The 14,686-nt window shown below is 70.6% G+C and carries 10 protein-coding genes; 7 read left to right on the top strand and 3 right to left on the bottom strand.

What is annotated here, in order from left to right; all coding sequences use genetic code 11:
* The 5 genes from OKJ99_RS04340 to holA all read left to right on the top strand — a co-directional run.
* Positions 1-469: ComEA family DNA-binding protein (locus tag OKJ99_RS04340; RefSeq protein WP_326014389.1), on the top strand; the 469-nt coding region annotated here is incomplete at its 5' end.
* Between the two features lie 11 nt (positions 470-480).
* On the top strand, positions 481-3,069 hold the full coding sequence (locus OKJ99_RS04335; RefSeq protein WP_326014388.1) for a ComEC/Rec2 family competence protein: 2,589 nt from the start codon (positions 481-483) through the stop codon (positions 3,067-3,069).
* A 133-nt stretch (positions 3,070-3,202) separates the two neighbouring features.
* Complete coding sequence (locus tag OKJ99_RS04330) at positions 3,203-4,084, top strand: YceI family protein (RefSeq protein WP_326014387.1); 882 nt, start codon at positions 3,203-3,205, stop codon at positions 4,082-4,084.
* Between the two features lie 41 nt (positions 4,085-4,125).
* Positions 4,126-4,371, top strand: a complete 246-nt coding sequence (locus tag OKJ99_RS04325; RefSeq protein ID WP_326014386.1) for a hypothetical protein — start codon at positions 4,126-4,128, stop codon at positions 4,369-4,371.
* Positions 4,372-5,152: 781 nt separating this feature from the next.
* Positions 5,153-6,142 carry a DNA polymerase III subunit delta gene (gene holA / locus OKJ99_RS04320; protein WP_326014385.1) on the top strand — a complete coding sequence of 330 codons (990 nt, stop codon included), beginning with the start codon at positions 5,153-5,155 and terminating at the stop codon, positions 6,140-6,142.
* A 276-nt stretch (positions 6,143-6,418) separates the two neighbouring features.
* Here the strand turns inward: holA and rpsT are convergent, their stop codons facing one another.
* The gene (gene rpsT, locus OKJ99_RS04315) at positions 6,419-6,685 is read right to left on the bottom strand and encodes a 30S ribosomal protein S20 (protein ID WP_326014384.1); all 267 of its coding nucleotides are present in this window, start codon (positions 6,683-6,685) and stop codon (positions 6,419-6,421) included.
* Positions 6,686-6,918: 233 nt separating this feature from the next.
* Here rpsT and lepA point away from each other — a divergent pair, with 233 nt between their 5' ends.
* On the top strand, positions 6,919-8,790 hold the full coding sequence (gene lepA, locus OKJ99_RS04310; RefSeq protein WP_326014383.1) for a translation elongation factor 4: 1,872 nt from the start codon (positions 6,919-6,921) through the stop codon (positions 8,788-8,790).
* 255 nt (positions 8,791-9,045) lie between these two features.
* Positions 9,046-10,935 carry an AMP-dependent synthetase/ligase gene (locus OKJ99_RS04305; protein WP_326014382.1) on the top strand — a complete coding sequence of 630 codons (1,890 nt, stop codon included), beginning with the start codon at positions 9,046-9,048 and terminating at the stop codon, positions 10,933-10,935.
* A gap of 31 nt (positions 10,936-10,966) precedes the next feature.
* Here OKJ99_RS04305 and OKJ99_RS04300 read toward each other — a convergent pair whose 3' ends face one another.
* Together OKJ99_RS04300 and OKJ99_RS04295 are read right to left on the bottom strand one after the other, a co-directional pair.
* Positions 10,967-11,545 carry a response regulator gene (locus OKJ99_RS04300; RefSeq protein WP_326014381.1) on the bottom strand — a complete coding sequence of 193 codons (579 nt, stop codon included), beginning with the start codon at positions 11,543-11,545 and terminating at the stop codon, positions 10,967-10,969.
* Between the two features lie 12 nt (positions 11,546-11,557).
* Positions 11,558-14,686, bottom strand: a 3,129-nt coding sequence (locus OKJ99_RS04295) for a HAMP domain-containing protein (RefSeq protein WP_326014380.1), incomplete at its 5' end; no start/stop codon positions are given.

Raw genomic sequence — 14,686 nt, 5'->3', positions numbered from 1 at the left:
CGCCGCCGAGGCGGGGCCGGGGCCCTTGGCGGGCGGCGCCGCCGGGGTCGTCGTGGACGTCAGCGGAAAGGTGCGAAGGCCGGGGATCCAGCGGCTGCCTGCCGGGGCCCGTGTCGCGGACGCGTTGCGGGCGGCCGGTGGGCTGCGCCCCGGTGCGGACACCGTGGGGCTCAACAGGGCGCGGCTCCTCGTGGACGGTGAGCAGGTCCTGGTGGGCGCGCCGCCGGCAGCCGCCGCCGCGCCTTCGGGCGGACCCGCGGGTGCGTCGGCGCCGGCGGGCCCGATCGGCCTCAACACGGCCACCCTGGAACAGCTCGACACCTTGCCGGGCGTCGGCCCCGTCCTGGCACAGCACATCGTCGACTACCGCACGGAGCACGGCGGATTCCGCTCCGTCGACGAGCTACGCGAGGTCAACGGCATCGGCGATCGCCGTTTCGAGGATCTGCAGAATGCCGTACGGCCATGAACCGCCCGGCGATGAACCAACCCGCCAGGCATCGCGCGGTCACGTATCGCCCGGTCACGCATCGTCCGGGCGCGAGGGGTGATCGGGAGGCGTCGTCCACGGCGGGGCGGCTCGGTGACGCGCATCCGCGTCAAGAGGGGCCGCTGGACCTGCGGTTGGTGCCGCCCGCGCTGGCGGCGTGGGGCACGGCGGCGCTGACGGTGACCGGTTCGCCGTGGTGGGCGGGGCTCGTGGCGGTGGCGTGCGCGGTCGGTGGGGCGGGGTTGTTGGTCGCGGGGCGCGGTGGGGCCGGGCGTACGGCGTGGCCCTGGCGTGGTCCGTCGGCGGCGGCGCTGCTCCTGTGCACCGCCGCTGCCGCGGCCTCCGCCGGGCTGCACGGGGCGGATCTGCGGCGCGGCCCTGTGCCCGAGCTGGGGACCCGGTTCGCCCGCGTGGACGTCGAGTTGGAGGTGACCTCCGATCCCCGGCTCACCCGGCCGAGGATCCGCGGGGACCACGCGGCGCCGACGTCGGTGCTGGCGGAGGCCGACGTGGTGCGGGTGACGGGGCCGGACGGGGGCACGGCCCGGACGCGGGCGCCTGTGCTGGTCATGGTGGACGGAGGCGACAGAGCAAGCACGGGCGCCGCACCTCCGCGCTCTCCCGACAAGTCGGCGCGCGTGCGCGGCAGTTCATGGCTGAAGGTGTTGCCGAGCACCCGGTTGCGGGTGCGGGGGAGTCTCGCGCCGCCGATGGTCGCCGGGGACCGGGTCGCGGCGGTGCTGCGGGTCGGGAGCGGGGAGCGGGCCCGGGTCGTGGGGGCGCCGAACCGGTCGCAGCGGGTGGCCGGGGCGCTGCGGGCGGGGCTGCGCGAGGCCACCGGCGGGCTCGACGCGGACGCGCGCGCACTGCTGCCCGGGCTCGTCGTCGGCGACACGGCGCGCGTGACACCGGAGCTGCGTGCCGCCTTCGAAGAGACGGACCTGCTGCACCTCATGGCGGTCAGCGGTGCCAACTTCACGATTCTGCTGGCCCTGTTGATCGGACCACCCGGCACGGCCCAACGCGTCGAGCGGCGCGGACTCGCGCCCCGGATCGGGCTGCCGTTGCGGACGACCGCGGTGCTCGGCGGCGCCCTGACGCTCGGCTTCGTCGTGGTGTGCCGGCCCGAGCCGAGCGTGCTGCGGGCGGCGTCGTGCGGGCTGATCGCACTGCTCGCCGTGGCCACCGGGCGCCGCAGATCCCTGATCCCCGCCCTGGCCACGGCCGTGCTGCTGCTCGTCCTGTACGACCCGTGGCTGGCGCGGAGTTACGGGTTCCTGCTGTCGGTCCTCGCCACGGGCGCGCTCCTGACACTGGCCCCGCGATGGAGCACGGCGCTGCGCGAGCGCGGGGTGCCGGGGCGGCTCGCCGAGGCCCTGGGAGCCGCCGCTGCCGCGCAGATGGTGTGCGCTCCGGTCGTCGCGGTGCTCGCGGCGCGGGTGAGCCTGGTGGCGGTGCCGTGCAATCTGCTCGCGGAGTTCGCGGTCGCGCCCGCGACCGTGCTCGGGTTCGCGGCGCTGGCGACGGCGCCGTTCGTGATGCCGGTGGCGAAGTCCCTGGCCTGGTGCGCCGGTTGGCCCACGGGGTGGATCGCGGACCTCGCCAGGGCCGGTGCCGCCTTGCCCGGCAGCGGGGTGGACTGGCCGGGTGGCTGGCGCGGCGGAGCGCTGCTCGCGCTCGGCACGGTGCTCCTCGTGCTCGTGGGGCGCAGAGCACTCGCGTCTCCCTGGATCTGCGGGGTTTGCGCGCTGCTGCTCGTCCTGGTGATCACGCGGCCCGCGCCGCTCGTGCGGGGCGTCACCGGCTGGCCGCCGACCGGCTGGCGCCTGGCCATGTGCGACGTGGGGCAGGGCGATGCCCTGGTGCTCGCGGCGGGGTCAGGGGCCGGGGTGGTGGTGGACGCGGGCCCCGACCCGCTGCTCGTCGACCGGTGTCTGCGCTCGCTGGGCGTCACCCGGATCCCGGCGGTGGTGCTGACGCACTTCCATGCGGACCATGTGGCCGGTCTCGCGGGTGTGTTGCGGGGGAGGGCCGTCGGGCAGATCGAGACGACCGGGTTCGAGGAGCCGCCGGACCAGGTCGCCTTCGTACGGAGGGAGGCCGCCCGGCGTGGGGTCCCGGTGGTGCGCGCGGTGGCGGGGGAGCGGCGCAGGGCGGGCCCGCTCGACTGGCGGGTGCTGTGGCCCCCGCCGGACCCGGCCCCGGCTCCGGACGGGCCGAACGACGCGAGCGTGACCCTGCTCGTCCGCGTCGCGGGGCTGACCCTGCTGCTCCTCGGTGACCTCGAACCACCAGCGCAGCGCGCCCTGTTGAGAACGCCCGCCGGGGCCCGGCTGCCCCCGGTCGACGTGCTCAAGGTCGCCCATCACGGCTCGGCGTACCAGGATCCGGAGCTGTTGCACAGGGCCGCGCCCCGTGTCGCGCTGATCTCGGTGGGCCGCGACAACTCGTACGGCCACCCGGCGCCCAGCACGCTGGCGGCGTTGCGGGCGCGTGGTGCGGCCGTGCTCAGGACGGACCGGGACGGGGCGGTCGCGGTCGTGGGAGGGGGTGGTGCGGCGCTCCGAGTGTTCCCGTAACGCGGTCGATGCTGCTCGGAGGCATGTTCTTGCCATGTGGGCGCATGTTGCCTCGAAAGTGCACACGATGATCGAATACTCGTCGAATGCAGCAGTTCAGGTAGTTGTCCAGGCGTTCTGGGGTGGGTAGGACATGTTCGGCCTCTGGCGGAGAAACCGTACTAACCGGTCAGTAGATTCGAGTTCTCCCGGAGGGAGGGCGGTGCCGCAGGGCGCGGGGGTGCTCAGCGGCCGGATCGTCGATGGCGTGAGCGGGCCGGTGCGCGGCGCCGAGTTCTCGGTGACCGACGCGAGGGGGCGCAAGGTGGTGAGCGGGGGCGTCGACCCGTTCGGCTCGTTCGTGGCGACCGTGCCCGCGGGGGACTACCGGCTCGCCGTGTCGGCCGAGGGGTACGCGCCGTTCCGCGGTGGAGCGACCGTGGCCGAGGGTGAGCAGGCGGCGCTCGGTGACGTCACGCTCCAGGTGTCCGCGCCTCCGCCGCTGCCGACGCCGGGGGACTGGGAGGTCGAGCCGACGCACTCCTCGATCGGGTTCACGGCGCGGCACATCGGGATGGCGCGGGTCTACGGCCGGTTCAACACGTTCGCCGGTGTGCTGCGGGTGGCCGAGCGGGTCGAGGACTCCGCGATGCACGTCGTCATCGACGCCTCGTCCATCGACACGAACGTCAAGATGCGCGACGACCACCTCAGGTCCGCCGACTTCCTCGACGTCCAGCGCTTCCCGACGCTGGAGTTCTACAGCGACCGCTTCGTGCACAAGGGCGGCAGCCGCTGGGCGATCACCGGGGCGCTCTCGCTGCACGGTGTGACCCGGACGGTCACGTTGGACGCCGAGTACCTGGGCGTGGGCACCGGCATGGAGGGCGAGACCCGGGCCGCCTGCCGCGCGACCACGGAGCTGCACCGCGACGACTTCACCGTGAGCTGGCAGACCATGCTGGCGAGGGGCATCGCCGTCGTCGGCTCCAGCGTCCGAATAGAGCTCGACATACAGGTCGTGCCCAAGGGCTGACCCCGTGCGGCGGCGCCGTCGGCGTGCCGGAAAATGGTGGCGTGAGCGATGTGAGACACGTACTGGTGCTGCCCGACCGGGATGCCGCAGAGGAAGCCGCGGAGGCGCTCCGGGAGCGCTTCGGGGTGACCGAGGAGCCCCAGCTCGTACGGGACGCGCTGGCCGGTGAGGACGACGCCGAGGACGCGCAGTGGCTGCTCGTCGTCGAGGACGCGACCGGGCGGCTGGCCGCCGCGGACCTGGACGAGTTCGCCGCCGAGTGGGAGGGCTGGCGCGAGGCCCCGTAGGACTGCCACCCGGCCCGGCGGTTCGTGCGCCCGGCCCCGTAGCTCGTGCACCCGGCGACGTGGGCCGAGTACGGGTCCGTGGGTTCGTGCGTTCGACCTCGTGGGCTCGGCGCGCGGCCTTGTCGGCTCGGTGCCCGGCCCCCGTGGGATCTGCGCCCGGCCTCGTGGGCTGGGTGCCCGGTCCCGGTGGGGCCTGCGTTCGGCCTGGTGGACTCCGCGCGTGGCCTTGTCGGCTGGGTGCCCGGTGCGTTGGGGCCTGTGCCCGGCCCGTGGGCTCGGCTCGTGGTCTTGTCGGCTCGATGCCCGGTCCCGGTGGGACCTGTGCCCGGCCCGTGGGCTCGGGGCCCGGCCTCGTGGGGCCTGCGTCCGGTCTCGTGGGCTCGGCTCGTGGTCTTGTCGGCTGGGTGGCCGGCCCCGGCGGGACCTGCGCCCGGCCTCGTGGACTCCGCGCGTGGTCCTGTTGTCTCGGCGCCCGGCCCCGGCCTGCGCCCGGCCTCGTGGGCTCCGCGCGTGGTCCTGTTGGCTGGGTGCCCGGTCCCGGTGGGACCTGTGCCCGGTCCCGTGGGCTGGGTGGCCGGCCCCGGCCTGCGCCCGGCCTCGTGGGCTCCGCACGTGGTCCTGTCGGCTCGGCGCCCGGTCCCGTGGGACCTGCACCCGGCCTCCGTGCCCAGCCCCCGTGGGACCCGCGCCCGGACCAGTGCGCCCAGCCCCGTGCGCCCGGACCCCGGTCCCTATCCCGGAGGCCCCGTTGTTGTCAGTGGCGCGTGGGATGCTTGGCGTGATGGCCAGGAAGACTGCAAACGACGAACCGCTCGCTCCTCTCACCGTCGCGGTGGGGCAGGAGGATCTGCTGCTCGACCGCGCGGTGCAGCAGATCGTGGCGGCCGCGCGCGCCGCGGACGAGGACACCGATGTCCGGGACCTCACCCCTGATCAGTTGCAGCCGGGGACGCTGGCCGAGCTGACCAGCCCCTCGCTGTTCGCCGAGCGCAAGGTCGTCGTCGTACGCAATGCGCAGGACCTGTCCGCGGACACGGTCAAGGACGTCAAGGCGTACATCGGCTCGCCCGCCGAGGAGATCACGCTGGTGCTGCTGCACGCCGGTGGCGCCAAGGGGAAGGGCCTGCTGGACGCGGCGCGCAAGGCCGGGGCCAGGGAGGTCGCCTGTCCCAAGATGACGAAGGCCGCGGACCGGCTGGCCTTCGTGCGGAGCGAGTTCCGGGCGCTCGGGCGGTCCGCCACCTCCGAGGCGTCCCAGGCGCTCGTCGACGCGATCGGGAGTGATCTGCGGGAGCTGGCGTCCGCGGTGTCGCAGCTCGCCTCCGATGTCGAGGGGACCATCGACGAGGCGGTCGTCGGGCGCTACTACACGGGCCGGGCCGAGGCGTCCAGCTTCACCGTCGCCGACCGGGCCGTGGAGGGTCGGGTGGCCGACGCGCTGGAGGCGCTGCGGTGGTCGCTCTCGACCGGGGTGGCGCCGGTGCTGATCACCAGCGCGCTGGCCCAGGGAGTGCGGGCGATCGGAAAGCTGTCGTCCGCGCGCGGGGGACGGCCGGCGGACCTCGCGCGGGAGCTGGGGATGCCGCCGTGGAAGATCGATCGGGTGCGACAGCAGATGCGGGGCTGGACGCCCGACGGCGTCGCTGTCGCGCTTCGGGCGGTCGCGGAGGCCGATGCAGGAGTGAAGGGGGCCGGGGACGACCCGGAGTACGCGTTGGAGAAGGCCGTGGTGACCGTGGCTCGGGCCGCCCGGGCGGGTGGGCGCGGGTAGCGCGTCACCACGGGAAGCCGCCCCCGCCGGCGCTTCGGTCGTGTCCTCGAATGGACATCTGCCGTGAATGGCCTTCGGCCGTGTCCTCGAACGCCGGACGGGCCGGGACGGAACACACCGAAGCCCCGCCCTGAACAAGGGCGGGGCTTCGGCTTACGCATGTGTCGAGCCCGCACCCGCGTGGCGAACGCAGATCGCGTGCGGGCTCTTGGGTGTCGGTCGGGGGCGGATAGAGAGGGCCCGCCCGGGTCCCACCGACGGTAGATCAGTTCAGGTTCAGGCCTGGATGGACGCGACCTTCGAAGCAAGCGCCGACTTCTTGTTGGCGGCCTGGTTCTTGTGGATGACGCCCTTGGAGACGGCCTTGTCGAGCTGACGCGCGGCAACGCGCTGCGCCTCGACGGCCTTCTGGACGTCACCGGAGGCAGCGGCCTCGCGGGCCTTGCGGATCGAGGTCTTGAGGGAAGACTTCACGGTCTTGTTGCGAAGGCGAGCCTTCTCGTTGGTCTTGATCCGCTTGATCTGGGACTTGATGTTCGCCACGAAATGAGCCTTTTCAGGTTCAGGCACGGATCCGGTGAGGGACCCGTACCGGTGATTGTCACTGAGTGCGTGCCTCGGCTTAGAGGGCATGAGACACAGCTGCCCACGGTATCAGCCGTCAGCCAGGCGGCCCAAACCGGGCGCAGCCCCCCGCTCATGGGACCATGGAGGCTACGTATTGATCCCAACCGAGGCCGACCCGAGGCAGAAGGCCTCAAGAGACAGGACCCTGCGTGCCCGCGATCCCTAAAAATGTGCCCGAGCCGAGCCGCACCGACCCGGCTCTGATTCGCAATTTCTGCATCATCGCGCACATCGACCACGGCAAGTCCACGCTCGCCGACCGGATGCTCCAGCTGACCGGCGTGGTTGAGCAGCGGCAGATGCGTGCTCAGTACCTCGACCGGATGGACATCGAGCGAGAGCGCGGCATCACGATCAAATCCCAGGCGGTGCGTCTGCCCTGGGCCCCGACTGTGGGGCCCGACGAGGGCAGTACCCACATCCTCAACATGATCGACACGCCGGGCCACGTGGACTTCACGTACGAGGTCTCGCGCTCGCTCGCGGCCTGTGAGGGCACGATCCTCCTCGTCGACGCGGCGCAGGGTATCGAGGCGCAGACTCTCGCCAACCTCTACCTGGCGATGGAGAACGACCTCAAGATCGTTCCGGTGCTCAACAAGATCGACCTTCCGGCCGCCCAGCCGGAGAAGTTCTCGGAGGAGCTCGCCAACCTCATCGGCTGCGACCCCGAAGACGTCCTCAAGGTCTCCGCGAAGACCGGCATGGGCGTCGAGGCGCTGCTCGACAAGGTCGTCGCCGAGGTCCCGCCGCCGGTCGGCGTCGCCGACGCGCCCGCGCGAGCGATGATCTTCGACTCGGTGTACGACTCGTACCGCGGCGTCGTGACGTACGTACGAGTCGTCGACGGCCAGCTCAACAAGCGTGAGCGGATCCGGATGATGTCGACCGGGGCCACGCACGAGCTGCTCGAGATCGGTGTGTCGTCCCCCGAGATGACCCCGGCCGACGGCATCGGCGTCGGCGAGGTGGGCTACATCATCACCGGCGTGAAGGACGTCCGTCAGTCCAAGGTCGGTGACACGATCACCTCCCTGCACAAGGGCGCGACCGAGGCCCTCGGCGGTTACAAGGACCCGAAGCCGATGGTGTTCTCGGGTCTCTATCCGCTGGACGGCTCGGAGTACCCCGACCTGCGCGAGGCCCTCGACAAGCTGCAGCTCAACGACGCCGCCCTGGTCTACGAGCCGGAGACCTCGGCCGCGCTCGGCTTCGGCTTCCGCGTCGGCTTCCTGGGCCTTCTGCACCTCGACGTGATCCGTGAGCGGCTCGAGCGCGAGTTCGGGCTCGACCTCATCGCCACCGCCCCCAACGTGGTCTACCGCGTGGACATGGAGGACGGCACCGAGCACACGGTCACCAACCCGAGCGAGTTCCCCGAAGGCAAGATCGACAAGGTCCACGAGCCCGTCGTACGCGCCACTCTCCTCGCGCCGAGCGAGTTCATCGGCTCGATCATGGAGCTCTGCCAGACCCGCCGCGGCACCCTCCTCGGCATGGACTACCTCTCCGAGGACCGGGTGGAGATCCGCTACACCCTCCCCCTCGCCGAGATCGTCTTCGACTTCTTCGACCAGCTGAAGTCCAAGACCCGCGGCTACGCGTCCCTGGACTACGAGCCCACCGGCGAGCAGACCGCCGACCTGGTGAAGGTCGACATCCTGCTGCACGGCGACCGCGTCGACGCGTTCTCCGCCGTCACGCACAAGGACGCCGCGTACGCGTACGGGGTGCGCCTGGTCGCCAAGCTGCGGGAGCTCATTCCGCGGCAGGCCTTCGAGATCCCCGTCCAGGCGGCCATCGGCTCCCGGGTCATCTCCCGCGAGACCATCCGCGCCATCCGCAAGGACGTCCTCGCCAAGTGCTACGGCGGTGACATCTCCCGTAAGCGGAAGCTCCTTGAGAAGCAGAAGGAGGGCAAGAAGCGGATGAAGATGGTCGGCTCCGTCGAGGTGCCGCAGGAGGCCTTCATCGCGGTGCTCTCCAGTGACGACGGTGGCGGCGCCAAGAGCAAGAAGTAGGTCGCCCCGGAGCTTTCGGCGGTGGGTCCGGTGCGCGTCACGCGTGGCGGGCCCACCGCTTTTGTGTGGGCCGTGTGTGGGCTGAGGACGTTGGGGGAGAGTGCCATGAAGTCGAAGGCCGGAGCCCCTTACGCGGCAGGCGGGTGACCCTTACCCTGATCACTGCTCAATGGTTACTCGCCAGTTAAACAAGCTGCGTTTCAATAAGCCGCACTGTCTGAACAAGCCGCGCTGTCGCGGGCCCCGGAGGACGTCGTGAGCGACACACAGACCTTGATCGAGAACCGTCCGCCCTCCGTGGCGAACCTCTTCCTGGAGCGCGTGACGGCGACACCGGACGCCGAGGCCTACCGCTATCCGGTGCCCTCGGCCACCGGCACAGGCCCCGACGACTGGAGGTCGCTGAGCTGGGCGCAGGCCGCGCAGCGCGTGTACGCCATCGCCGCCGGCCTCGTCGAGCTGGGAGTGGGCCCGCAGGAGCGGGTGGCGCTCGCCTCCTCGACCCGTGTCGAGTGGATACTCGCCGACCTCGGCATCATGTGCGCGGGCGCGGCGACCACGACCGTGTACCCGCAGACCAACGAGGAGGAGTCGGCGTTCATCCTGTCCGACTCCGAGTCCAAGGTGATGGTCGCGGAGGACGCCGCGCAGCTCACCAAGGCGCGGGCGCGCCGGGCCGAGCTGCCCGAGCTGCGGCACGTCGTCGTGATCGACGCGACCGGCGTCGAGCCCGACGCGGGCGACCCCGACGGCTGGGTGCTCACCCTGGAGGACCTGGAGGCCCGCGGCGCCGCGTACCTGGAGAAGAACCCGGACGTCGTGACGGAGCGGGTCGCGGCGATCACCAAGGACCAGCTCGCCACGCTCATCTACACCTCCGGCACCACCGGCCGTCCCAAGGGCGTCCGGCTCCCGCACGACAACTGGTCGTACATGGCGAAGGCCATCGCGGCGACCGGCCTGGTGAGCGGCGAGGACGTGCAGTACCTGTGGCTGCCGCTCGCGCACGTCTTCGGCAAGGTGCTGACCAGTGGCCAGATCGAGGTCGGGCACGTCACCGCGGTCGACGGGCGCGTCGACAAGATCATCGAGAATCTGCCGGTCGTGCAGCCGACCTACATGGCCGCCGTGCCGCGCATCTTCGAGAAGGTCTACAACGGCGTCGCCGCGAAGGCACGGGCCGGCGGCAGCGCCAAGTACAAGATCTTCCAGTGGGCGGCCGGAGTCGCGCGCGAGTACGCGAAGGTCAGCCAGGACAACTTCCGGCGTACGGGCGTCGCCTCGGTGCCGTTCAAGCTCGCCTCGAAGCACAAGGCCGCCGACCGTCTGGTCTACGGCAAGCTGCGGGAGGCCTTCGGCGGACAGCTGCGGGCGTGTGTGTCCGGGTCGGCCGCGCTCGCTCCCGAGATCGGCTACTTCTTCGCCGGCGCCGGAGTGCACATCCTGGAGGGCTACGGACTGACCGAGTCCAGCGCCGCCTCCTTCGTGAACCCCGGTGAGGCCTACCGCACCGGCACCGTCGGCAAGCCGCTTCCCGGCACCGAGGTGCGGATCGCGGACGACGGCGAGATCCTGCTGCGCGGCCCCGGCATCATGGAGGGTTACCACGGGCTGCCGGACAAGACGGCCGAGGTCCTGGAGTCCGACGGCTGGTTCCACACCGGCGACATCGGCGAGCTGTCCAACGACGGCTACCTGCGGATCACCGACCGCAAGAAGGACCTCATCAAGACCTCGGGCGGCAAGTACATCGCGCCCGCCGAGGTCGAGGGCCAGTTCAAGGCCGTGTGCCCGTACGTCTCCAACATCCTGGTGCACGGCGCCGACCGGAACTTCTGCACGGCGCTCATCTCGCTCGACGAGCCGTCGATCCTGGAGTGGGCCAAGGAGAACGACCTCAGCGGCGCCTCGTACGCGGAGGTCGTCGCGGCGCCGCAGACGGTGCAGCTCATCGAGGGCTACGTGAAGGAGCTCAACGAGGGCCTGCAGCGCTGGCAGACCGTCAAGAAGTTCAAGCTCCTGCCGCGCGACCTCGACATCGAGCACGGCGAGCTGACGCCCAGCCTGAAGCTGAAGCGCCCGGTCGTCGAGCGGGAGTACAAGCAGCTGCTCGACGAGATGTACTCCGGGAGCCGCGAGGGCTGATGACCCGAGGAGACGCCGCGGTGGATGCGCGCTAACCGCGGCGCATCGCCCGCAGCGTCTCCTTCATCTCTCCGATGTCGTGGCGCAGTTCCCGCACGTCGAGGTCCTCGTCCTCGGCCAGGCGGCGCTCCATCGTCGTCATACGGGCCGCGAGGCTGTCCAACTGCTGGTGTTCGCGCGCCAGGAGACGCTGCAACTGGCGGTTCTTGCGGTGCAGGTCGAGGAAGACCGTCACCTTCGCGCGCAGCACCCACGGGTCGAAGGGCTTGGTCAGGTAGTCGGCGGCGCCGGTCGCGTAGCCGCGGAAGGCGTAGCCGGTGTCGGCCTCCGTGCCCGTCAGGAAGATGATCGGGACGTCCTTCGTCTGGTCGAGACGCTTGATGTTCGTCGCCGTCTCGAAGCCGTCCATGCCGGGCATCCGGATGTCGAGGAGGACGACGGCGAACTGCCTGCGCAGCAGCGCCTTCATCGCCTCCTCGCCCGAACGGGCCCTGACCAGGGGCTCGTTGAGGGGGCCCAGTACGGCTTCGAGTGCGGTCAGGTTGTCCTCCATGTCGTCGACGAGGAGGATGCTGGCCCGATCCGCTGAAGTGGACTCTGCAGTGGTCATGATGATGGTGCCTCACTCAGTGGTCGCCGGAGCACCGGAGGCCTCGGAGGCGGATGGTTCCGCCTCCTCGGGGGCCAGCAGCTCGCACACGACGTTCAGCAACTGGTCGACGTCCACCGGTTTCGGTACGTAATCGTTCGCGCCCTTGGCGATCGACTTCTCGCGGTCGCCGGGCATGGCTTTGGCGGTGAGCGCCACGATGGGCAGCCCGGCCCATCTCGGCGTACCGCGGATGACGGAGATCGTCTCGTAGCCGTCCATCTCGGGCATCATGATGTCCATCAGGACGAGTTCGACATCGGGGTGGCTCTCCAGCGTCTCGATGCCCTCGCGGCCGTTCTCCGCGTACAGGACCGGCATGCCGACGCGGCCCAGTACGTGGGTGAGCGCGAAGACATTGCGGATGTCGTCGTCGACGATCAGCACGCGGCGGCCCGGCAGGACCTGTCCCGGCCTGCCCATCTTCCACTGCTCGAGCTTCGTCGGCGCCGGCCAGTTGTCCTCCTGTTCCGGCGGCTGCAACGCTGCGTACGTGTCCATGGAGACGCCCTGCTCGGGCACGAGGGCCGTCAGCGGCGGTGCGGACGGCTGCTGCCCCGGGGTCGGCTCGTGTCCAGGGCAGTGCACGGGGACGTACAGCGTGAAGGTGGAGCCCTCGCCGGGCTCGCTCTCCGCGACGATGTGGCCGCCGAGCAGCGCGGAGATCTCCCGGCTGATGGACAGGCCGAGGCCCGTGCCGCCGTACTTGCGGTTCGTCGTGCCGTCGGCCTGCTGGAACGCCTCGAAGACGACGGCGAGTTTGTCGCGCGGGATGCCGATCCCGGTGTCGGTGACGGCGAAGGCGAGCAGGTCGTCGCCCTCGCTCGGCGGGGCCCCTTCGGGGGCCTTGACCAGGCGGACCCGCAGTTCGACCCGGCCCTGCGCGGTGAACTTGATCGCGTTCGACAGCAGGTTGCGCAGGATCTGCTGGAGCCGCTGCTCGTCGGAGAACATGTCGCGCGGCACGTCCTCGCCGACCGACACCTCGAAGGCGAGGCCGCGGTCGAGGGTGAGGGGCCGGAAGGTCGCGTGGACGTAGTCGAGGACCTTGATGAGGGGGAGCTTCTTGGGGCGTACGTCCATCCGCCCCGCCTCGATCTTCGACAGGTCGAGGATGTCGGTGATGAGCTGGAGCAGGTCGGAGCCGGAGCGGTGGATCGTCGTCGCGAACTGGACCTCCTGGTCGTTGAGATGGCCGTCCGGGTTGTCGGAGAGCAGCCGGGCCAGGATGAGCAGGGAGTTGAGCGGAGTGCGCAGCTCGTGCGACATGTTCGCCAGGAACTCCGACTTGTACTGCGAGGACGTCGCCAACAGGGCGGCCTTCTCCTCCAGTTGGGAGTTCGATCGCTGCAACTCGGCCTGCTGACGCTGGAGTTCGTTCGAGCGTTCCTGGAGCTGGATGGCGAGGCGCTGGGACTCGCCGAGCAGGGACTCCGTACGGGAGTTGGCGATGATGGTGTTGATGGCGACGCCGATGGTGTTCACGAACTGGTCGAAGAACGCCAGGTGGACATCGGAGAAGCGGGAGAAGGAGGCGAGCTCGATCACGCCGAGGAGCTTGTCCTCGAAGAGGATCGGGATGATCACGACAGAGGCGGGCGCCGCCTCGCCGAGCCCGCTGTTGATGTTGATGTAGTCCGGCGGCACCTCCTCCACCAGGATCCGCTTCTTCTCCAGCGCCGCCTGCCGTACGAGTCCGTGGACCGGCATCCCGCCCGTGTCGATGACCGAGGCGGAGCCCGAGCCGTACCCCGCGATGTACGCGAGTCCCTTGGTGGGCACGGCCGTTCGCGGACCCGTGCCGTCGTCGTCCTCCTCCGCGAGGAAGAAGGCGCCGTACTGGGCGTTCACCAGCGGGGTCAGCTCCCGCAGGATCAGGTCGGCGACCTCCATCAGGTCGCGGTGGCCCTGCATCAGGGCGGCGAGGCGGGCCAGGTTCGACTCCAGCCAGTCCTTCGCGCGGGTCGTCTCGCGGAGGTTGGCCACCATCAGGTTGATGTTGTCCTTGAGCTCGGCGACCTCGCCCTGTGCGTCGACCGTGATCGAGCGGGACATGTTGCCCTGGGTGACCGCGGAGGCGACCTCGGCGATGGCGCGGACCTGTGTGGTCAGGTTCAGCGCCAGCTCGTTCACGTTCGTCGTCAGGCGCTTCCACGTGCCGTACACGCCCTCGACCCGCGCCTGGCCGCCCAACTGGCCCTGGGAGCCCACCTCGCGGGCCACCCGGGTCACCTCGGAGGAGAACGAGGAGAGCGTGTCGACCATCGTGTTGATGGTCGTCTTCAGTTCGAGGATCTCGCCGCGCGCGTCGACGTCGATCTTCTTGGAGAGGTCGCCCTGGGCCACCGCCGTGGCGACCTGCGCGATGTTGCGCACCTGCGACGTCAGGTTGTCCGCCATGTAGTTGACGTTGTCGGTCAGGTCCTTCCAGACGCCCGACACCCCGTGCACGGTCGCCCGCCCGCCGAGCCGGCCGTCGGTGCCGACCTCGCGGGCCACCCGGGTCACCTCGTCGGCGAAGCCGCGCAGCTGCTCCACCATCGTGTTGACGGTGTCCTTCAGCTCCAGGATCTCGCCGCGCGCGTCGACCGAGATCTTCTTCGACAGGTCGCCCTCGGCGACGGCGGTCGTGACCTGGGCGATGTTGCGGACCTGGGAGGTCAGGTTCGACGCCATGAAGTTGACGTTGTCGGTCAGTTCCTTCCAGACGCCGGACACGCCGCGGACCTGGGCCTGACCGCCGAGGTTGCCCTCGGTGCCGACCTCGCGGGCGACGCGGGTGACCTCGTCGGCGAAGGCGGAGAGCTGGTCGACCATCGTGTTGATCGTCGACTTGAGTTCGAGGATCTCGCCCTTCGCCTCGACGGTGATCTTCTTGCCGAGGTCGCCCTGCGCCACCGCCGTCGACACGAGCGCGATGTTGCGGACCTGGGAGGTCAGGTTGTCGGCCATGAAGTTGACGTTGTCGGTGAGGTCCTTCCAGACGCCCGATACGCCGCGGACCTGGGCGCGCCCGCCCAACTGCCCCTCGGTGCCGACCTCGCGGGCGACGCGGGTGACCTCGTCGGCGAAGGCGGAGAGCTGGTCGACCATCGTGTTGAT

The sequence above is a fragment of the Streptomyces endophyticus genome, assembly GCF_035798155.1.
GTDB classification, from domain to species: Bacteria; Actinomycetota; Actinomycetes; order Streptomycetales; family Streptomycetaceae; genus Streptomyces; species Streptomyces endophyticus.
This window is presented reverse-complemented; position numbering and strand designations above follow the sequence as displayed.